The organism is Pseudoduganella aquatica (assembly GCF_009857595.1).
Classification (GTDB): domain Bacteria; phylum Pseudomonadota; class Gammaproteobacteria; order Burkholderiales; family Burkholderiaceae_D; genus Rugamonas; species Rugamonas aquatica_A.
On sequence record NZ_WWCU01000010.1, the window covers coordinates 114,158 to 134,783 of the forward strand.

Below are 20,626 nucleotides of genomic sequence, written 5' to 3' on the forward strand. Positions count from 1 at the left end.
ACATAAGGAAATCGCCATGCGTCCACATCACTTAAAAACCAAGGCCCTGTCGGTGTTCGCGGCGCTCGCGCTCGCCACCACTGCGCATGCAGCCGACGTCCGCGTCGTCAGCTCCGGCGGCTTTGCCCAGGCCTACAAGGACCTCTCCGGCCCATACGAACACGCCAGCGGCGACCGCCTGCTCTCGGCATGGGGACCATCGATGGGCACGACGAAGAATGCCATCCCCGCGCGCCTCGCGCGTGGGGAAGCTATCGACGTGGTCATCATGGTGGGCGACGCGCTCGACAAACTGATGGCCGAAGGAAAACTCGAACCGGGCAGCAAGGTCGTTCTGGCCAATTCCCCGATCGCATGCGCCGTCAGGCATGGCGCGCCGAAACCGGACATCAGCACAATCGATGGATTGCGCCAGGCCTTCCTGCATGCGTCCCACGTGGCCTACTCCGACAGCGCGAGCGGTGAGTATATCAAGCGGCAACTTCTAGACAAGCTCGGCATCAAGCCGGCGATGGAAGGCAAGGCCGCGCAGATTCCCGCCACCCCGGTGGGGGAGATTATCGCGCAGGGCGAGGCGGATTTCGGATGCCAGCAGCGCAGCGAGCTGAAACCGGTGCACGGCATTGACATCGTCGGCCTGATCCCCGAGGAAGTTCAACTCAGAACGGAATTTTCCGGCGCCGTTGTGCGCGGCTCCAGCCACCCGGAGGCCGCCCGCGCGCTATTGCGTTTCCTGGCGTCGCCCGCCAACGCGGCGGCCATCGAGGCTACGGGCCTGGAACCGGTGGCCACGCGGCACTGAATCCCATTTTCAAGCCGGCGCGGCGCGCCGGTGCTTTTTTCCTGAGAGGTCGTTATGACAAGCTACTCCACCATCGACGCGGGCGTTGCGGCTCCCGCCGCAACCGTACCGGTGCGCCGCGCGTCCAGGCTAGGCACGGTCATCCGTGTCACCAGCGGCAACTTCATCGAAATGTATGATTTCTTCCTGTTCGGCTTTTATGCGCAGCAGATCGCTGCCGCATTCTTTCCCGCCACCAGCGAATATGCGGCGCTGATGATGACGTTCGCCACTTTCGGCGCCGGCTTCTTCATGCGTCCGCTGGGCGCTATCTTCCTGGGCAGCTACATCGACCGCATTGGCAGGCGCAAGGGTTTGGTGCTTACCCTCGGCATCATGGCCTCAGGGACCGCGCTGATCGCCTTCGTCCCTGGCTATGCCAGTATCGGCCTGCTGGCGCCGCTGCTGGTGCTGATAGGCCGCCTGCTGCAGGGTTTCTCGGCCGGTGTGGAGTTGGGCGGCGTTTCGGTCTACTTGTCGGAAATGGCAACGACGGGCAACAAGGGTTTCTACGTCAGCTGGCAGTCGGCCAGCCAGCAGGTGGCCATCATCTTTTCCGCCGCGCTGGGCTATGCGCTCAACCAAGCGTTCGCGAAGGAGATGATCGCCGACTGGGGCTGGCGCATCCCGTTCTTCATTGGCTGTTCGATCATTCCTGTGGTGTTCTACATCCGCCGCTCCTTGCAGGAAACCGAAGCCTACCTGGCGCAGAAGACGCATCCGACCTTCCGCCAGATGATGGGGACCATCGCCCGGAACTGGCCCCTGGTCACGGTCGGCGCCATGCTGGTCGTGCTGACAACCGTCGCGTTCTACATGATTACGGTGTACACGCCGACGTTCGGCAAAAACGTCCTCAAGTTGAGCACGGAGGACAGCTTGCTCGTGACCTTGTGCGTCGGACTGTCGAATTTTATCTGGCTGCCCATCATGGGCGCCCTCTCGGACCGGATTGGACGCTGGCCCATCATGGCCGCCTGTTCGGCGATGGTGGCATTGACGGCCTACCCTGTGCTGTCGTGGCTGATCGCCAATCCGAGCTTTGCCAATATGGTACTGGTTGAATTATGGCTGTCGTTCCTGTACGGCAGCTATAACGGCGCCACCATCGTCGCGCTGACGGAGATCATCCCGGTGCAGGTACGGACCACCGGCTTCTCACTGGCCTACAGCCTGGCAACTGCGATGTTCGGAGGATTGACGCCGCTGCTGTGCACCTGGCTGATCAATGTCAGCGGCGATAAGGCGGCCCCTGGCTATTGGCTGGCAGGCGCAGGCGCCATCAGCCTGGTGGCGACCTACCTCGTGTACCGCGGCATCGTCAGGGAACGCCACGCCTGAACTAGTTGCGGTCTGGCTCAGTTGATGCCGGTGGCGGCAACACGTAACCATACTGCAGTAAGTTCGGGGTGTAACTGCCGCCATGACGATACCGGATCCGGACGCCGCCACCATCATCGCGCGCTGCATAGTATAGAGATGGGGCGAACGCGGATAGCCTACCCGGCGCGCCATGTAGCGCAATAGATCGCACACCATGCCGCCGGTTCCGGCGGTATCCCCCCCGCCAGCCGGTGCGGCACAAGTGGCGTCCAGCAGCCCACAGGCAGCCGTTGCGATCACGGCTCGCCGCCATCCTTTCGGCAGTGCGCCGCAACCCGCTAGGGCACGATGTGCCACTCCTTGAGTATCGCCTTCAAAGTACCGTCTCGCCTCATGTCGCTCAGTGCCCGATCAAAGTCGCGCACGATGGCCTCGGCGTCGGGCAGGTCTTTGCGTATGCCCAGACGAATCGGCAATACCAGCACGTCGCTGTTTGACAGAATGACCGTGCGCAACTGCGGATGCTCGGCGCTATGGCGCACTATATTGTATTGAATGATCAACCGGTCCTCGATGGCCGCGTCGATGCGCCCCAGCGTCAGTTTTAGCAGGTTCTGCAGCGCATGGTCCACCGGCTGAGTAACAATACCCGTCTCGCTCAAAAACTCTTCGCTGTAATCGTAATCGCGCCCAATGCCGACTTTCAGGCCGCGCAGTTCGCCGAGCCTTTGGACACGAACGAAGCGCTGCGCCGTCCCGACAACCGCGATCCTGTTTTCAAGGTACTTTTCGCTGAACAGCAGGCGCTCCGAGCGCAACGATGTGCTCCACACCGCCACCAAGCCATCGACGCCACCTTGGTAGGTCGAGTGCAGCGCGCGCGGCCAGTTGGAAAAGCGGACTGTCACGGCGTAGCCGGCTCTTTGCAAAGCAGTGCGCACAATTTGGGTGGCCACGCCCTGCTTTGGCACGTCGCTGCCAGTGTAGGGCTGCCATTCATTCGCGGCCAGCTCGATCGGCCGCCCCGCCTGCGCGCCGCCACAGCCGACAGCGGCCCATACCGTCAACCATACGGCCAGCTGGCGGCCAGTCCCGCCCCTGCTGCGCTGCCGTTCGCTCCATTTGAACACAGCCCTCCCCTTTCCCATGTGATCTCTAAAAAATCAGTGCCTTGCACGGAGCGTGATGTTAGCACCACGCAATGTAACGTGCGGCAGCAAATGGGGGAATGGAGCAACCTTCCGCGATAACAAATCTTTATTGGCGGCATAACATTTTCTAATTGGATGACTGGATGGAGTTGCCATAGAATCCGCCGCGGGCAACCTGGCCCAACCAAGCACAATCGACACCCTCTGGCTCTTCGTGACAGTGATTCATATTCTCGGCATTCTTCTTTCAGTCGCGCTGCTTCCCCTGCGCGGCCTTACATGGCAACCTTGGCGCCAATGGCAGGCCACTATGCGCCAGCAAGAACGCCTGCGCGAGCGGCAGCGCATCGCACGCATTCTTCACGACAATTTTCTACAACAATGCCAGTGCGTCCAGCTGGCGCTGGAGCGACAGGTCGAGCAGTGCGACTTCGCGTCGCAAGACAAGGCCGCACTGCTGCGGCTGGCGAACCAGGCGAACGAGGCAATGGCGGAGGGTCGCGCGCTGATTCTGCAACTGCGACAGGACGGGCACACGGCGTGCCTGGGCCAGCGCGTTGACGCGCTCGGCGCAATGCTGCTGCGCCTGCGGCCCGCCAAGTTTTCATGCAGGCTGCGGCCCGCACTGTACTGCCTGCGGGATGCCTATTCCGACGAACTCTACATGCTACTTGCAGAAGCCATCCGCAACGCGTTCATGCATTCCGCCGCCACACACATTTGGGTCGCAGATTTTGGTTGCCAAGCGGACCTCTCGGTTGCCGTTGGCGACGATGGCGTCGGATTGGGCGGTGCGAGCATGGACAACGCCGATTCGGCGCGCCACTACGGCCTGCTTGGCATGCAAGAGCGGGCACGACTGCTTGGCGCCAGCCTGTCGCTCGACAGCCCGACGAGCGGCGGCACCACCGTGTCCCTGCACCTGAAACGAGCGGGATGGGCGTAGTGCGCGGCGAGCTGGCATCTTGCAAGACCGCACACCGCTTTGCCCACTAGGAGTATTATGCCAGCAGTAGCCACAGTGAACGGGTGGAAGCGCATGAGAATTGCAGAATTGCGGGTCTATCACCACTTCCTTATCCTTGCCCAAGAGTTGCATTTTGGCCGGGCCGCCGACATCGCCCACATCACCCAGCCAGCGCTGAGCCAACAAATCGCGAGGCTCGAGGACGGGCTCGGCGTCAAGCTGTTCGCTCGCGAGCAGCGGCAGTTGAGCCTGACCCCAGCCGGTGCCGTGTTCAGGGACGGCATCGCGCAGTTGATGAGCGACCTGGACCGCCTGACCGAGCGCACCCTGGCCGCCGCAGGTGGCGAGGACTACAGCATGGCGATAGGCATCGTCGAATACGCCAATTTGCCGCTGGTCTCCGCGACCATGTCGCTGCTTCAGCAAGCGTACCCTGCCGCCCGGCTGACCCGGCACAACATCCATTGCGTGCATCATGGCAGTGCGCTGATGCGTGGAGTGATCGATGTGGGGATCGGCATTGTGCTAGCGGAGCGGCAGCCACCGATGCCACTCGCCGCCGGCATCGACAGCCAGCGGGTGGCAAGCTCCCAGTGGCGACTGCTCATGCCCCAGACCCATCGCCTGGCGGGCGCCGGCAGGCTGCCGCTGCACTGCCTTGGCCATGAAAACGTCATCTTGCCTGCGCGCGAGGTCAATCCCTCGGTGTACGACGGCATTATGCATGCGTGCAACGCTGCCGGCATCGTCCCCAACGTCGTGTATGAAACCTCGCAGGCGCTGTTTGGCATCCAGCTTGCTCGCGACGGCCTCGGCCTCATGCTGGGCAGCGCCTTCTCGCTGGACGTGGCACCGCCGGGCATGGTGACCGTGCCGTTGGACGGCTTGCCGGCGCTGGAAATTATCGCCAACTGGCGCGCCGACGAGTGCCGCGCCATCGTCAAGCAGTTTCTCGAGCTTCTAGGCCTAGAGGGGTGCCGCCATGCGGAACTGGGCTCGATGTCGCCCGCTCGCACCAGGAAAGCCGCGACAAAGCCAGCGCCGCGACCTTCATGATCCCACGAAACCGGATCGATGACCCCTCGTGCTCGGAATGCGGGTTTACAGAACCAATATCCTTGCGTCCGGTCGATCCGGGCATCGTAAAGGCTGTCACGCTCAGATCAGGTTTCTATGCCTTCGGCGAGCACTCGTGCGTCGAGCGCGGCGCACATCGCCACAATGCTATCGACGATAGCCTGTTCCGGCGTGCTGGTATCGATTCTCGAATGTGCTACGGACACAAGCCGCCGGTAGGCAGACTGCGTCCGGCAGAGAATTAATCGACAATAGCCCGGTCAAACCTAGTTCTGCCGCCCCTTCGATTGCCTGCCCCCTGCACTTCGGTGCGGTAGCACTGGTCGAAGCCGCCGCCGCCGCGCTTCATGATGCGGCTGTCCGGGTCGGAGAAGTTCTCCTGAGCCAAGTCCTCCGGCACGCCGAAGTCGGGCTTGTAGCGGTTGCCGTTCTTGTTCTTCGGCTTGCCATCCTTGTCTCGGGGCATGCGCTCGTCATCGTCACTGCGCCCCTTGGCAAGGTCGGCCTCGCGCTGGCGCGCTTCGAGCCGTTCCCGCGGCGCCAGGATCACTTTGAGCCGTTCTTCGCGCCGCTCGATTTCGGCCGGCAGATCCAGTTCTGCTTCATCCCGCTCGGCCACATCGGTCTGCCGGGCACGTTCCATCAACTGCGCAATCTGCTCCTTCAACTCTGCTTCGGTATCGACCATGCGTCGATAACTCATGGCCTTGTGTCGCGATGCCGACGCTTTGACCTTGGTGCCGTCGATCGCCACGGTCCCAAGCTTGACCAGGCCGCACTCGCACTCCAGCTTCACAACCTGGATAAACAGGGCCGACAGCTCATCCAAATGAAACGCGCGAAAATCGCAGATCGTCCTGTGCTTGGGGAAGTTACCAGCGCCGAGCACCCGGAACGCGACGTCCCCGTGCAGCTTGCGTGCGATCTTCCGGGATGAGAACACGCCACTCGCGTATGCATACAACAATACCTTGCCCCATCATCGAAGGATGAAACGGCTGATTCCGAGGGCCGCCGCCCGCGTAACGCGTATGGAATGCACTCAGATCGAGTACATCGACGGTATCGTTGATGAAATACGCAAGATGCCCTTCAGGTGGCCATTCTTGCAGCGCGGGTGGCAGCAAAAACTGCTGCTGCGGATCATAGGGAAGGTAACTGGTCGCCATCCCTTGATTGTAATCCGGGCAGCACGTCAGTTCCAGTCTCTGCCGCGCAGACTCCTAGGCGAATTGGCGCCAGTGTCATCTCTGGTGTGCAACGGCACCGAGGCCTTGCACTGAATCGCCACGACCATGGTAGACATTCTGGAGTGAACCCCTCGGGCTGGATCAAGGTAATGAAACGGATGGCCTATGGCTACCGCAACTCCGACTTCTTTTTCCTGAAGATCAAACCCGCGTTTCCCGGAAATCCGTGAAAAACCAAAAATTTAGGCTGTCAACGGCCACTGATGGAGGTGTGAGCACTGAAAATCCCAATGCCTAATAGGAGAATGGGCGTATTGAGGACGCTGCCGGACGCCGAAATGGTGCTCCGAGCCGGAATCGAACCGGCACGCCTTGCGGCGGGAGATTTTAAGTCTCCAGTGTCTACCAATTTCACCATCGGAGCGGGGAAGCCTGACATTATGCCATGAGTGAAACATTACTACCAGACTAAAGTGCTGGTCCCGCCAGCTTGCCCAAGCTCAAAATGCACTTTGCACGCACCTTCTATAATGGGAAATGACGCATGACGGGAGCAAGCAATCATGGCGGACGTGTCGCGCGAGGAAATGGATGCCAAACTGGGGACCCAGCAAGCATGGGCCAACGGGCTCATCGCCGAAATGCGCGCGTCGCTGGAGGGGCACGTCCGGCTGGCCCAGGAGCGGGAAAAGGCCAGCCAGCTCCGCATGAAGCGCTTTGAGATGGTGATGGAAGCAAGGATGTCGCGCAGCGAGCAGCGTAGCGAGCGGCAGATCGAACAATTTGCCAAGCTGGTGGCGAGCGTCCGGGCTACAGTGATCGTCACTGGCATCACGGCCACCATCGCATTCGCCTCCCTCGTTGCCGGCTTCCAGGCCAATACGCTGGCCGCTTTAAGCACCGGAAAAGAAGCGGCGCAGATCCTCGCCGAGGCGCAAAAGCAGAACCAGCAAGCGATGCAAGAAATGCACCGTCAAGTGGCTATAATTATCGAAATCGCCGAGGAATTGAAGGCCCAAAAAACGGAAAAAAACAGGCCTCGGCAACCCCGCCCGTAACGTCAAAAAACCAGCCCGTAAGCCGTTTTCCGGGAGGCAAACGTATCCGGATTTGTCCTGTTCAATTTTCACATCAAGTTCTTCCCGGAAACCACTTCCCGTAGAGAAACCCCCTTCTGTGGTTTTTCCGCACTGACGAAATTTTTTCTCCAAATATGAGGCTGGCTGGGCTTTTCGACGCCCTCTTCTTGTCTGGTTTCGTTACCACCAGCTGGGCTTGTTACATTTTGTGAGATTTGTCCTACAATGTACAGAGATTATCAAATAGAAAACTTGCGATGTAGAAATTATAACGAAATTTTGTTGCGCGAATGCACCAAAAATTGTTACAGGACCATGAAATTTTTCTATCGATGATCCAAGTTGCTAGCTGATGTGTTAGACTTTTTCTACACTGCAACGGGTAGAGTCAAAATGAAAACATTTACTATCTCAGCGATTGCGTTTTACTTCTTTTACGTACTGAACGGCCTTATGGCCCCAGGACATGTCCAACGAAATGTTGGTTCGTGTAACGACGTTATTGCCGGCATCGATGCCGGTGCAAAGACCAGTATGCCTAAGCACTGCAAGCGCGACGCGCTGGTAGCGCAGCAAGTCGCTACGGCCGTCCCAAGCAACTAAGGCGGCCGCCATCTGCGCCGGCGCAAGCCGGCGCGTTTCCCCTCTTGATTATTTGTGCTCCACGCCAGTCTTGGCGTGGCTGCGCCTTTGCGCGTGGTAGATGCCGGTATGGCCTGAGAACAGGTAGCTGACCACGCACGCGAGGGCTGCATAGGGCGCAATTTCCGACCCGAACAGCTCTATCGCCATCACCGTGGAAGCGATGGGTGTATTGGCTGCGCCCGCGAACACGGCGACGAAGCCCAGGCCCGCCAGCAGCCCGAAAGGCAGGTGCAGCAGCGGCGCCAGCGCGTTGCCCAGCGTGGCGCCGATGTAGAACAGCGGCGTCACTTCCCCGCCTTTGAAGCCGCTGCCCAGCGAGGCGACAGTGAACAGGAATTTGCCCACGCTGTCCCACGGCGCCAGCGGCTGGCGGAACGCGTCCGCAATGACGGGGATGCCGAGGCCGATGTAGCGGTCTGTGCCGATGGCCCACACGGCCAGCGCAATCACCACACCGCCCGCCAGCGGCCGCAATGGCGCGTAGGCGAGGTGGCGCTTCATGAAGGCCGACGCGCCGTGCGCAGCCCTGGCGAACGCCATGCCGGCCAGCCCGAAGACCATGCCGGCGGCCATCACCGCCAGCAGCGGCAGTGCGCCGACGGGTACGTGGGCGCCGACGGCGTAGTGCATATGGTGCACGCCCCAGGCCATGCCTGCCAGGTCGGCGACTATCGCCGCCAGCATGCAGGGGAAGATGGCGTCGTAGCGCATGCGGCCTATGGCCAGCACTTCCAGGCCGAAGATGGCGCCTGCCAGCGGGGTGCCGAACACGGAGGCGAAACCGGCGCTGATGCCCGCCATGAGCAGGATGCGGCGGTCTTCGTGGCGCAGCCGGAACAGGTGCGTGAGCTGGTCCGCCAGCGCGCCGCCCATTTGCACCGCCGTGCCTTCGCGCCCCACCGAGGCGCCGAACAGGTGCGACACGATGGTCCCGCCCAGCACCAGCGGCGCAAGGCGCAGCGGCACCACTTGCTTGGGGTCGTGTATCTCGTCGATCAGCAGGTTGTTGCCGGCCTCAACCGAGCGGCCAAAGTGCAGATAGATCCAGCCCACAGCGAAGCCGGCCAGCGGCAGCAGCCAGATCATGGCGGGATGGGCTTGCCGCCAGTTGGTAGCGGCGTCCAGCGCGTACAGGAACAGCGCGGACGCGGAACCGGCCAGCGCCGCAACAACGCTGGCGATGACGGTCCATTTCAGGAGATAGGCGAGAGGTTTTATCAAAGTCGGGCCATCGTAGCAAAGGAACGATGGCCCGGCAAGGCGGCAGTGGCTTAGTGCTGGTGCGAGCCGCCGCGTTTGACTTCCATTACGTGGTTGTGATGCGGATTATCCGGCGCCGGCGACGGTGACGGCGCAGCGGCAGGAGCGCCGGGAGCGCGCGGCGCGGCGGGCAGTTCGCCTGTCCATTCGCGCGCCAGGGTGCCCGGCGGGTGCTTGTACCAGCCTGGATCCTTGTAGTCGTTGCGCGCCAGGCCTTCGCGCACTTTCACCGTGGTGAACATGCCGCCCATTTCAATGCCGCCGAACGGCCCCTCACCCGTCATCATGGGCAGCGTGTTTTCCGGCAGCGGCATCTGCATACCGCCCATGGAGCCGCCTTTGTCCCCCATCACCATATAGTCCGGCACCAGGCGGTTGATCTTCTCCGCCACGCCGCTATGGTCCACGCCGATCAGGTTGGGCACGTTGTGGCCCATGGCGTTCATGGTGTGGTGCGATTTATGGCAGTGGAAGGCCCAGTCGCCCGGATTGTCGGCGATGAATTCGATGGCGCGCATCTGGCCCACCGCGATATCGGTCGTCACCTCCGGCCAGCGCGCGGACGGACGTACCCAGCCGCCGTCCGTTCCGGTCACTTCAAACGTGTGGCCATGCAGGTGGATGGGATGGTTGGTCATGGTCAGATTGCCGGCGCGGATGCGCACGCGGTCGCCCTTGCGCGCCACCATGGGGTCGATGCCGGGGAAGGCGCGGCTGTTGAAGGTCCACAGGTTAAAGTCCAGCATGGTGTTGGTCTTGGGCTTGTAGCTGCCGGGTTCAATGTCGTAGGCGTTCAGCAGGAAAACGAAGTCGCGGTCCACCGCGTGCTGCGCAGGATCCTTGGGATGCGTCACCCAGAAGCCCATCATGCCCATCGCCATTTGCGTCATTTCGTCGGCGTGCGGGTGGTACATAAAGGTGCCGGCATGCTTGGCCACGAACTCGTAGACAAAGGTTTTGCCCGGCTGGATGCCGGGCTGGGTCAGCCCGGTCACGCCGTCCATGCCGCATGGGAGGATCTGGCCGTGCCAATGCATGCTGGTGTGTTCGGGCAGCTTGTTGGTGACGAAGATGCGCACGCGGTCGCCCTCCACCACTTCGATGGTCGGCCCCGGACTCTGGCCATTGTAGCCCCATAGCCGGGCCGTCATGCCGGGCGCAAGCTCGCGCTCCACCGGCTCGGCCACCAGGTGGAACTCCTTTACGCCGTCCTTCATGCGCCAGGGCAGAGACCAGCCGTTCAGCGTTACCACCGGGTTGTAGGGACGGCCGTTCGGCGGCAGCAGCGGCGGCGCGGTTGCCGCGCCCGACTGCTGCGGCGCTTCCGGCAGCGATGCGGCGCCTGCCCTGGTTGCCATACCCGCGCCTATCAGCGCGGCGCCAGTCAGGAATGATCTGCGGTTGGTCATTTGTTTGCTCCCTTGCCGCCCATCGCAGCTTCCAGATTGGTTTGCGCGACCCAGAACTCCTTGAGCGCGTTGATGTAGGCGCTTACGGCGGCAGCCTGTTCGCGCGAGTCGGCCAGCAGCTCGAAGGTGCTGGCCAGCATGCCGTTGTAGCGCAGCAGCGTCTCCTGCGACACCTGGCGGCGCAGCGGGATCACATTGTCGCGATAGTGCTTCGCCAGCTCGTAGGAGGCGCGGTAGTCGTGATAGCTCTCGCGGGCTTCGCTTTGCGCGTTGGCTGCAGTTTCGGCCAGCTTGTTCACGGCTTGCATATACACCGCCTCGGCGCGCGCCACGCGTGCCGAGCCCCAGTCGAACAAGGGGATTTCCAGCGTGATCTCGTAGCCGCGCTCGCGCGGCTGGCCGGTGGCGCTCTCGCGCACCGCAGCAAGTTCCAGCACGTTGATGAAGCGCGTGCTGCGCGTCAGGCCCAGCGTGGATGCGGTGTGGCCGGTCTCCAGTTTGGCGGCCTGGATGTCCAGGCGGTTGCGCATGGCAGCCTGCTCAACGTCGGCCACCTCCTGTACTGCGGAGGGCAGCTCCGGCAGATGCGGGGGCAGCTTGAACGCGGATTCGGCCCCGCTCAAACCCAGCAAGCGGGTGAGCTTTTCCCGGCTGGCATTCACCTGTTTGCCCGAGCGTAGCGCTTCGGCCAACGCGTCGCCGTGGAAGGCCTGCTCGCGCGCGGCATCCAGCTTGCTCCAGTTGCCCGCTTTTTGCATGCGCTGGCCCAGCTCAGCGCCCGCTTCCGCCGCGTCGCGCACTTGCAGCGCGTATTCGTGGGCCTGGGCCGCAGCCACCGCCTCGTAATAGGCGCGGCGCGTTTCAGCGGCCACTTTCAGCGCCTGCTCGGCCACGGCCAGCTTGGCCTGTTCGAAGCGCCGCCCTTCTATGCGGCTGGCCAATGGTGCGGTGATCAGGCTGACCAGATTGAAGCCCAGCGTGCGCTCGATGGAGGTGTCGCCGCCGCCCTGGGTGTGCTTGTAGCCAAAGGCCGGGTTTTGCAGGCGCCCGGCCTGCACCAAGTCCGCCTCGGCGATGCCGAGCGACCAGTAGGTGGCTTGCAGGCCACGGTTGTTCAGCAGCGCTATCTGCACGGCGCCGTCGGCCGTAAGCGGCTGTTTCAGCTGTTCTTGCAGCAGTCCGGCGAGCGCCTTGTGGTCTTCATCGCTGCGCAGCAGCTTGCCCTGCTGGCCGATGCGCTCTTGCGTGGCCTGGGCCACGGCGCTGAAACCCTGGTCGCCGGAGAACGAGGCGCAACCGCTCAGGACGACGGCCATGGCCACCGCGAGTGCGGGCGCGAGCCTGGCCGCAGGCCGTCCCGGCATAGGTGTGTGTTTACTCATTGCTAAGTCTTCCTTGTCTTGCATGGATGTGGAGCCGCGCGCGCGGGTGCGGAGCACATGCGCAGGCGCGGCAGCAGGCTTTAGACGCGGGCTTCCCGGGGTGGACGCTCGGGCAGCGCCAGATCGACCGCAGGAAGGCGGCCGGAATGGAAGGAAATGCATTGGGAGGATGCTGCTGGCAGCTGCGGCAGTACGGGAAGCGCGGGCGCCAGGGCGGCGCCTACGCAGCAGGCGCCGGTGCTGCCGCACTTGGATGGGCCGTGGGAGCCGTGCATGCCACGCTCATCCTGGCCGCCGTCATGGCTGGCATGCGCTGCGGCGGCCAGCATGGCGGCGTGGTCGTGGTCCGCCGTCATGGCGGGCATGCCGGACGGCGCCTGGGAAGGCGCCGCAGCCGTGGCCGGCCCGCACAGCAGCATGCTGGCCGAGGCGACACCCTGGAAGGGAATCGCCAGCAGCATGAGCCACAGCAGCAGGGATCGGAACACGGCTTTCATGCCCGGCATCCTATCACAACATGGCTTACTTCTCGACCACCGGGGCGCGGCCTAGCGGCTGCTCCATGTTCGCCAGATACCAGGACAGCGTGGACATCACCGCCACGTGGCGGCGCAGGTTTTCCGGGTCCACTTTGTCCAGCGTGTCGGCCGGGGTGTGGTGGTAGTGGAAGTAGGTCGACGTGTCCACCTGCGGCTGGAACAGCGGCACGCCGTCTTTTTCCAGCAGCGCCAGGTCGGCCGCGCCCACGTGGTCGCGGCGCGTGAACACGCCGGCGCCGATAGGCTGCAACGCCGCCATCACGGGCGCAAAGTGCTTCTCCGCCTTGGCTTCCACGCTGGCCAGGATGCCGAACGGACGGCCGCCGCCGCTGTCGCTTTCCATGGCGGCGAACTGTTTCAGGATGCTGTCCTTGTTGGCCGCGTGGTAGGCGGCGCCGCCGCGCGTGCCGTTCTCCTCGTTCATCCACGCGATCATGCGGATGGTGCGGCGCGGCTTCAGATTGAGCGCCTTCAGCGTTTGCAGCACACCCATGGCGCCCGCCACGCCGGTGCCGTCGTCGTTCGCGCCGGTGGCCAGGTCCCAGGAGTCCAGGTGGCCGGAGACGACCACGATCTCGTCCGCCTTGTCGGTGCCAGGCAGGTCGGCGATGACGTTGAAGCTGTCGGCGTCGGGCAGGTTTTGCGGGGTCAGCGTCAAATGCATCTTGACCGGGCCGCGCTTGGACAGGCGTGCGATCAGCATCGAGTCCTCCGCCGTCACGGCCGCAGCGGGAATGCGGTCCGCTTCGGACAGCGCGGTGGCGCCGGTGTGGGCGATGCGGAAGTCCGCGCCGCCGACCGAGCGCACCAGGAAGCCCGCCGCGCCCATTTGCGAGGCGATCTTCGGCCCCAGGGTGCGGTAGCGCGAACCGTTGCCGTAGGCTGGGCCGGCCAGGCCGCGGTCGGCCATTTCCTGGTCAAACTTCACGTCGAACAGCACGATGGCGCCCTTCACTTCGGCGGCGCGCGCTTTCAGTTCGTCGAAGTCGCGCACCACGATCACCGGCGCGGTCAGGCCCGCAGCGGGCGTGGCGCCCGAGCCGCCCAGGGCGGTCAGCACCACGCGCTGGCTCAAGCCGGCCGGACGGCCCGCGTAGTCCACCAGTTCCGCCGTTTCGGCGCCGCGTACCCAGTGCGGCACTTTCACCGGCTGCAGGGTCACCGTTGCGCCCAGCTTGCGCATGGCGGCGGCCACCTGCTCCACCGCCGCCGCCGCGCCGGGGGAGCCGGACAGGCGCGGACCGATCAGGTCCGTCATGTCGGCCAGGCGTTCGTAGGCATAGTCACTCTTCATCGCTGCGTCGCGGATCTGTCCCAGGGTGGCGGGGTCGTTGGCTGGGGCGGCGATCGCGCCGGCGCTCAGCATGCAGCTCATCAAAACGGTCAAAACGGTTTTCATGCAGGTCCTGGTTGGGTAGAACTGTAGGGAGGGAAACGATAACGTATTTAATAATGTTGCGCACTAGTTTTTGGATTTACACTGAAGCTTTTCCAACGGATGGAAGCGGCCATGCTTAAAGGACAACTGTGCACCGTGCGCCATTTGCTCACCGCCGACCTGAATACCTTCATCGCGCTGGCCAATGACCTGCCCTCGCGCGGCGACTATTTTTCGCAGCAGTTCAAGTCGCCGGAAGCCATGCGCCGGGAGTTCATGCAGAACGGCTTCGTCACCGAAGACAGCGAGCTGTTTGTGGTGGAGGACCGCGCCCACCATATTGTCGGCGTCATTACGCATTTCAAAAGCCGCACGCCAACCTCGCGCGAGATCGGCTACCGCCTGCTGGAACCGGCACTGGCCGGGCGCGGCTACATCAGCGAGGCGCTGCGGATGCTGGTCGACCACTTGTTCAAAGTGCATGCCTGGCACCGCATCGAGCTGCTGACGGCGCCGGAGAACACCGGCTCGGTGCGCATCGCGCAGAAATGCGGCTTTACCGAGGAAGGCAGGCTGCGCGGGGCGTTCTTCATCAACGGACGTTATCAGGATGTCAGCATCTACGGCCTGCTGCGGCCGGAATGGGAGCGCCGGCGGGCAGCTTTGTAAGAATGTGTATATTCGTTCCGTGCGCCCGATTTGCCGAGCTATAGTAATACTCATACGACGGCAACATGACCATTCCGGTCCTGGCCGAGCAAAGGGGAACACCATGCTGAACAAAAAATTCCTGGGCGCGGTAGCACTGCTGGCCACCGCTGCCGTCTCGTCTACCGCCATGGCTGCAGGCGACCGTGACTTCAATACCGCAGCCGGTGCCGTCATCGGCGCGGCCATCGGCAGCCAGAATGGCTCCGGCGGTGCCGTCGTGGGCGGCCTGGTTGGCGCGGCAGTCGGCAACAGCCTGGGCGGCGGTCGCCATCACGGCGGCGGCTACGTGTCCACCCGCGTGTACACCCAGCCTGCGCCGGTGTATTACGCACCAGCACCGCAGCCGGTCTACTACGCGCCAGCGCCGCGCTACTACGAGCCCGCCGTAGTTTATGTTGAACCGGCCCGCCCATACTACTACCGCGAGTCGCGCCGCGACTATTACTATGACCGTGGCTACCACGGTCATGGCCGCGGCCACGGTCACGGCCATCGCTGATACCCGATCCCTGTAAGACCCCTTAACGGCCTCCGCCCTCGGCGCAGGCCGTTTTTTTGCGCTTTTCCCTACCCTCCGCTAGGGCTCCCCGACGGCATGCCGCCGTATGGGGAGCACCATGACAGCAAGCGACAGCATCATCACCCTGGAACTGGGCCATTACCGCCTGCGCGAGCGCATCGGCGGCTCGGCCTATGGCGTAATCTGGCGCGCCGAGGGGCCGCGCGGCACGCGCGACGTGGCGCTCAAGCTGATCAACGAAGCCCAGATGGCCCGCGCCCTGCCTGCGCAGCGGGAGCGCTGGATCGCCAGCGCGGAAAACGAGATCACCTTTCTGCAACTGCTGGAGCCCTGGGACGAGCGCCATATCGTGCGCCTGCTCGACAGCGGCTGGCACAACGGCCTGCCCGTGCTGGCGCTGGAGCTGCTGGACTGCGACCTTGGGCGCCACATGAAGACCCTGCGCGGTCGCGGCGAGGCGCTGCCGCAGGAACGGCTGCTGGGCTGGATGTCGCAGTTGAACCAGGCGCTGGCCAAGGTGCATCAATACGGCTGGCGCTACCTGGACCTGAAACCCGCCAATGTGCTGGTCGATACCCTGCTGGGCAATGTGAAGCTGGCCGACTTCGGCACCAACCGGAGGCTGGATGCGCGCAGCGAGCACTCCTACGCAGGAACTGCCAACTGGCAAGCGCCCGAGCAGTTTTTCCCTGCAGCCGGGGGCGGCTATGCCACCGGCCGCCAGAGCGACTATTTCGCGCTCGGCGCCCTGTTCTACTTCCTGGCAACCGGCGGCACCCAGTTGCGCTATTGCGGCGAATGCGGCCAGGCTTACCGCGACCATCCGACCGGGGGCGCGGACATGCTGCTGCGCCAGCATGGCGGCCTGCCCCCCACCTTGCATGCGGACGAGGAGACGCTGTTCATGCGCGCCTTCGGATCCACCGGCCCCGCAGCAGACGCAGCGCTGCGCCTGCTGCGGCAGATGCTGGCTCCCGAGCCGGGCGCGCGCCCGCGCCACGCGATCGACATCAGCCGCCAACTGGCCGGCATCGCCGGCCCGGTCGCATTGCCCGCGCCGGACGCCAGTACGCAGCATTGGTGGAGCGCCCAAGCCGGACTGGCCCACACCAACTGGCATAGCGGCGCGGAGGCGTGATGCGCAACCGCCTGCTCGCCGCCACCGCCGCCGCGCTGCTGGTGCTGACGGCTCTGCAAGCCTGGTCGCTGCTGCGCGCTCCCGCCGCCTGGTCTCCCACCGCCATCGAGATCCGGCTCGCTCCGGGCGTGCAAACCATCCTCGGCGCCCGGGAACTGGCCGCTCCGCAGGCCGAACGCGCCCATATCCAGTTGCGCAGGGACGCGCAAGGCGCCTGGCTGCTGCGCAATCTGAGCGCATCGCGGCCCGTCGTTCTGCACGGCCCGGACGGCGACAAACGCATGGGCAGCGCGGCGCTGGCTGGTTTGGGAAGCTTTCAGATCGGCGGCACGGTGTTCGCGCTGGAGCAGGCTGGCGCTGGCCGCGAGGCCGCATTCCATTTTGGCGGCAGCGCCTGGCGCTACGACGGCGCCACGCTATACCGCGACGGCAGCGCCCAGCCCGCATGCCCGGACGCCTCCGCAGCGGCGCGCATAACGGCGCTGTGGAACCGCGTGGCGCCCGGTGTGCTCACACTGGCCCGTCCACTCGCTTTCGGCGGCAATATCCACTGCGGCAACAGGCTGGGACTCGGCGGCATTGCGCCCGGCGCAGCCATACTGGCCCGCAGCGGCGGCCAGCTCGTGCTCAACGCGGGGCCGCAGGATGACGGCCACACCGCCCTGCGCACCATACGCAACGCTGCAGCGAACGCGCACGCGCCGATGCAGGCCAGCCTGCGCCAGGAAGAACGTCCGCTCGCAGGCGTGAATTCATTCAGTATCGGCCGCACCCGCTTTTTGCTTGGACCGCAACCCGGCGCGGTTGACGGCGATGCGCTCAATCTTGAGCCGTCCCGGCATCTGGCCCTGTTCGCGAGTCCGGAGTCTCGGCTGCCGCCAGGCGTAAGCTGGCAATGGCGCCAGCGGACGCTTCTGGGCATTGCCGACTCCCCTGCCATCCTGGCGCTGCTGGCCATGGCGATAGCCGCGCAGCTGCTCGCCCACGCGGGGGGAAGCCGGAGGACGCCGGCCGCACGAGCTGTTCCTGCGCCCGGAGCGGCGGGGGCAGCGCGCCTCGCATCGGCAGAGCCATTGGCACGTGCCGTCGCCGCCGCGGCGCTGCTGGCGGCGGGGATTGCAGCCATCGTGGCGCAGCGGGCCGGGCATCCTGCCAGCGCGGCCTGCTCCCTGCTGCTCGGCGCAAGCGCGCTGGCTTGCTGGCTGCTCACGCCCAGGCGACTGCCGCTGCCCCTGGCCGCTGCCCTGGTATTGCTGGCGGCGGGCCTGCTGGCGCAACTCGAACTTGGCCTGGGCGCCAGCGTATCGTCCTGGCTGCGCTACTACCAAAAGAGCACCGCGCTGCTCGCGGCAGGCAGCGGCGCCAGCGCGCTGTGGCATCTGTCCCGTACCTGGCGCCGCAGCGCACTTGCCGTCACGCCCCAGCGCACCATGGAATGGCTGCTGGCCGTCCTTGCCGCCGTAGCGCTGGCCGCGCTGGCCGCGCAGGTACTGTGGGGCGACGAAACCGGCGTGTTCGACCTGCAGCCGGTGGAACTCGCCAAACTCGCCCTCACCGCCCTCACCGCCCACTGCCTTGCCCTGCGCATGAGCTGGAATGATGGAGGCCACCGCCAGCCCGGCCACGCCGCGCGCTGGCTGCAGCTGGCCGCCCCCGCCCTGCTCTTCCTGGCGCTGCTCGCCTTCGCGTTGGTCCAGGTGGACGACTTCTCGCCGCTGATCCTGCTGCTGGTGTGGACCCTGTCCATGGCCTTCGCCTACGCCCTGGCGGCCCGCCGGCCCGCGCTCGCTGCGGTAATGGCCTGCGGCGCGCTGTCGGCCATCGCCGTCATCGCCGTGGTGCGCGGCGCGGGCGCGGAAGGCGTGGCGCAATGGCCGCTGGCCAGCAGCTTCTATGCCGACCGCTTCCAGGTCTGGCTCGCACCCGCCGCCCACCCCCACACCGGCCAGCAACTGCTGCTCGGCGCGCACGCCATCGCCGAAGGGGGCTGGCTGGGTGCGGACAATATGCTGGGCCTGCGCTCCCTTGGCCTGCCAGTCGGCGCCGCCGTCAATATCCCCGCCGTACAGGACGACTTCGCGCCCGCCTTCTTCCTGAACCGCCACGGCCTGATCGGCGCTGTGCTGCTGTGGGCCGCCCAGGCCGCGCTGGTGGCGGGCCTGCTGCACGTGGCCGCCCGAACTTATGCCGCCGCCACATTGGCGCGCGACTTCCGCCAGGCCTGGCTGGGCCGCTTCCGCTACTTCGCTTTGTGCGGCGGGGCGGCGTTTGTGCTGGGCCATCTGCTGCTGTCCTGGGGCACCAACCTGGCCATCTTCCCCATCATGGGCCAGCCCATGAGCTTCCTGTCCGCCGGAGGCAGCCATCTGCTGTTTTTCCTGTGCCCCCTGCTAGCCTGCTGTGCGGTCAGCGCGCAATCTTTAGAGGAGAACGAACATGCCGATCTACGTCCAACATGAAGTCCTGGGTCGGATTCCCGACGTCTTCAACGCCGAGGCAATCTGGCAAGCACCCGGCCTGGCGCTGTTCTCGCGCCGCCCTCTGCTGCGCGACCTGCTGGAACGCAGCCCGCGCGAACATCGCGGCCGCGCCGCCACGCGCTGCTTCTCGCACGTGACGCTGATGCTGCCGCAAGAAGAAGTCGATGACGACTACCACCTGACGCGCGGCGCCCGCGCCCGCGAACTGGCGCAAACCCTGGCTGCCCTGCACCAGAAAGACTTCGGCGACCTGCTCGGCAGCGACCAGGTGCGCTACGACGTGCTGGGCAAGGATGAGCTGGCGCCGGGCGAGGTTGAGGTCCGCTTCGGCCATGCAGTCTATCTGCCAGCGCCCGACGAGAAAGCGCTGTTCAACGTGAGCGTGTCGCGCGACAGTGCGGTTTGGAAGCCCGTATGCGCGGTCTACCCCAGCCAGCGCCTGGCGCTGATAGGCGGCAGCGAGGGTGCGGCCAGCTATGTGGCAAGCGGCTGGCCTTTCGGCGGCGACAGCGCCATCCTGCTGCTGAACGACGGCCCGGATGCGCAGCCGGTCGTGCAGATGCGGCCAAAGGACGCCTTCGATTGCAACTTCGACGCCAGCCAGGGCCACTACGTTATCAAGGCCAAAGGCAGCAGCGCCAGCGCGCGCCTGCTGCTGAAGATTACCCGCAGCAGCTCCGCGCCGCCAGCGGCCCGCCCGGCGCCACAGCGCAGCGCATCCACCGCAGCGGCCGTCGCCGGCACCGCCTCGCCGTCGCGCGCCGCAGTCTGGCAGGCCCGCCCTCAGGCGCAAGCGGACAGCAGCGACCTGACCGCCGTTCCACAGCCAACCCGGCGGCCCGCCCCGCGCAGCGGAGAGACCGACGCAACGTATGCACCGATGCTGCAACGCCAGCGCGTGAGCCTGGTGGCGCTGGCGTTGCCGCGCCTGAGCCGCTACCGCGACACCGGCGCCACCGCACTGGAAGTCCCGTTCAGCCACACCCTCGGCCTGAATGCAGATCCGGCCGCAGGCAGGGCAATCAGCTTCCTCGTCAACGACAGCGACGAACTTTATGCCTGCACGGACAGTGGCCGCCAGCGCATCACCGCGCCCGCCAGCTTCACGCCGGTGGACGCGCGCGCCATCCGTGTGCTGCCCGCACCACCGGCCATGGCGGAGCGCTACTGCGCTACCGTAAGCTTGGTGCAGCCGCTCAGTACCGGCGTCGCTCCTGGCGCGCGCCTCGCCTTCGGCCGTGGCTCTCCCGCGCTGGCCGCGCTGCGCGTACTCGATTCGCCGCGATTCCTGGGCAGCGGCAACAACGCCAGCGCGGACCGCATCGGCCTGTCGCGCAACGCCTTCAGCTTCGAGGCGGCGCCGCAGGGCTTCAAGATCGGCCGCCAGTCCGCCTCGCAGGCGCTCTATCACCTGGACGAGCGCATGGAATTTGTGGCCAGCATAGGCGAAGCCAGTGCCGACGCGCCATACCTGCTACCGGCAGGCCACCATCTTGTCGCGGGCCACTACGTGCTGCGTTTCGACGTGTGAGCGGC

General features: G+C 64.8%; 16 protein-coding genes, 1 tRNA gene and 1 pseudogene. 10 read left to right on the forward strand and 8 right to left on the reverse strand.

Annotated elements, in window-relative coordinates; genetic code table 11:
- Nucleotides 1-16: 16 nt before the first annotated feature.
- Both GTP77_RS11500 and GTP77_RS11505 read left to right on the forward strand, forming a co-directional pair.
- The gene (locus GTP77_RS11500) at nucleotides 17-802 is read left to right on the forward strand and encodes a substrate-binding domain-containing protein (RefSeq protein WP_161072304.1); all 786 of its coding nucleotides are present in this window, start codon (nucleotides 17-19) and stop codon (nucleotides 800-802) included.
- A 54-nt stretch (nucleotides 803-856) separates the two neighbouring features.
- The gene (locus GTP77_RS11505; protein ID WP_161072305.1) at nucleotides 857-2,182 is read left to right on the forward strand and encodes an MFS transporter; all 1,326 of its coding nucleotides are present in this window, start codon (nucleotides 857-859) and stop codon (nucleotides 2,180-2,182) included.
- 320 nt (nucleotides 2,183-2,502) lie between these two features.
- Here GTP77_RS11505 and GTP77_RS11510 read toward each other — a convergent pair whose 3' ends face one another.
- Nucleotides 2,503-3,294 carry a substrate-binding periplasmic protein gene (locus tag GTP77_RS11510; protein WP_161072306.1) on the reverse strand — a complete coding sequence of 264 codons (792 nt, stop codon included), beginning with the start codon at nucleotides 3,292-3,294 and terminating at the stop codon, nucleotides 2,503-2,505.
- A gap of 331 nt (nucleotides 3,295-3,625) precedes the next feature.
- On the opposite strand from GTP77_RS11510, the gene GTP77_RS11515 reads away from it, so the two are divergent.
- Nucleotides 3,626-4,261, forward strand: coding sequence for a sensor histidine kinase (locus tag GTP77_RS11515; RefSeq protein WP_161072307.1), 636 nt, complete (start codon nucleotides 3,626-3,628; stop codon nucleotides 4,259-4,261).
- 93 nt (nucleotides 4,262-4,354) lie between these two features.
- Nucleotides 4,355-5,338 carry a LysR substrate-binding domain-containing protein gene (locus GTP77_RS11520; RefSeq protein ID WP_161072308.1) on the forward strand — a complete coding sequence of 328 codons (984 nt, stop codon included), beginning with the start codon at nucleotides 4,355-4,357 and terminating at the stop codon, nucleotides 5,336-5,338.
- A gap of 325 nt (nucleotides 5,339-5,663) precedes the next feature.
- Here the strand turns inward: GTP77_RS11520 and GTP77_RS11530 are convergent.
- Both GTP77_RS11530 and GTP77_RS11540 read right to left on the reverse strand, forming a co-directional pair.
- A pseudogene (locus GTP77_RS11530) lies at nucleotides 5,664-6,528 on the reverse strand (transposase); the annotation flags it as partial.
- A 360-nt stretch (nucleotides 6,529-6,888) separates the two neighbouring features.
- Nucleotides 6,889-6,973: transfer RNA gene (locus GTP77_RS11540), tRNA-Leu, on the reverse strand.
- A 139-nt stretch (nucleotides 6,974-7,112) separates the two neighbouring features.
- Here GTP77_RS11540 and GTP77_RS11545 point away from each other — a divergent pair.
- Nucleotides 7,113-7,607, forward strand: coding sequence for a hypothetical protein (locus GTP77_RS11545; protein WP_161072309.1), 495 nt, complete (start codon nucleotides 7,113-7,115; stop codon nucleotides 7,605-7,607).
- A 672-nt stretch (nucleotides 7,608-8,279) separates the two neighbouring features.
- Here GTP77_RS11545 and GTP77_RS11550 read toward each other — a convergent pair.
- The 5 genes from GTP77_RS11550 to GTP77_RS11570 form a co-directional block, all read right to left on the reverse strand.
- Nucleotides 8,280-9,494: a voltage-gated chloride channel family protein gene (locus GTP77_RS11550; RefSeq protein WP_161072310.1), complete on the reverse strand. Its 1,215-nt coding sequence runs from the start codon at nucleotides 9,492-9,494 to the stop codon at nucleotides 8,280-8,282.
- A 50-nt stretch (nucleotides 9,495-9,544) separates the two neighbouring features.
- Nucleotides 9,545-10,942, reverse strand: a complete 1,398-nt coding sequence (locus GTP77_RS11555) for a multicopper oxidase family protein (RefSeq protein WP_161072311.1) — start codon at nucleotides 10,940-10,942, stop codon at nucleotides 9,545-9,547.
- Nucleotides 10,939-12,324: a TolC family protein gene (locus GTP77_RS11560; protein WP_229202156.1), complete on the reverse strand. Its 1,386-nt coding sequence runs from the start codon at nucleotides 12,322-12,324 to the stop codon at nucleotides 10,939-10,941. The genes GTP77_RS11555 and GTP77_RS11560 overlap by 4 nt, the downstream gene beginning before the upstream one ends.
- Nucleotides 12,325-12,404: 80 nt before the next feature.
- Nucleotides 12,405-12,821: a hypothetical protein gene (locus tag GTP77_RS11565; RefSeq protein WP_161072312.1), complete on the reverse strand. Its 417-nt coding sequence runs from the start codon at nucleotides 12,819-12,821 to the stop codon at nucleotides 12,405-12,407.
- 25 nt (nucleotides 12,822-12,846) lie between these two features.
- On the reverse strand, nucleotides 12,847-14,262 hold the full coding sequence (locus GTP77_RS11570; protein WP_161072313.1) for a M20/M25/M40 family metallo-hydrolase: 1,416 nt from the start codon (nucleotides 14,260-14,262) through the stop codon (nucleotides 12,847-12,849).
- A 111-nt stretch (nucleotides 14,263-14,373) separates the two neighbouring features.
- Here GTP77_RS11570 and GTP77_RS11575 point away from each other — a divergent pair, with 111 nt between their 5' ends.
- The 5 genes from GTP77_RS11575 to GTP77_RS11595 all read left to right on the forward strand — a co-directional run bounded on the left by GTP77_RS11575 (nucleotide 14,374) and on the right by GTP77_RS11595 (nucleotide 20,621).
- The gene (locus tag GTP77_RS11575) at nucleotides 14,374-14,910 is read left to right on the forward strand and encodes a GNAT family N-acetyltransferase (RefSeq protein WP_161072314.1); all 537 of its coding nucleotides are present in this window, start codon (nucleotides 14,374-14,376) and stop codon (nucleotides 14,908-14,910) included.
- A gap of 103 nt (nucleotides 14,911-15,013) precedes the next feature.
- Nucleotides 15,014-15,451, forward strand: a complete 438-nt coding sequence (locus GTP77_RS11580) for a hypothetical protein (RefSeq protein WP_161072315.1) — start codon at nucleotides 15,014-15,016, stop codon at nucleotides 15,449-15,451.
- 118 nt (nucleotides 15,452-15,569) lie between these two features.
- Entirely contained in the window at nucleotides 15,570-16,610 is a 1,041-nt protein-coding gene (locus tag GTP77_RS11585) for a serine/threonine-protein kinase (protein ID WP_161072316.1), read from the forward strand.
- Nucleotides 16,610-19,069, forward strand: a complete 2,460-nt coding sequence (locus tag GTP77_RS11590) for an FtsW/RodA/SpoVE family cell cycle protein (protein WP_161072317.1) — start codon at nucleotides 16,610-16,612, stop codon at nucleotides 19,067-19,069. The genes GTP77_RS11585 and GTP77_RS11590 overlap by 1 nt, the downstream gene beginning before the upstream one ends.
- Nucleotides 19,047-20,621, forward strand: coding sequence for a hypothetical protein (locus tag GTP77_RS11595; RefSeq protein WP_161072318.1), 1,575 nt, complete (start codon nucleotides 19,047-19,049; stop codon nucleotides 20,619-20,621). Before GTP77_RS11590 ends, GTP77_RS11595 begins: the two co-directional genes overlap by 23 nt.
- Nucleotides 20,622-20,626: the final 5 nt, after the last annotated feature.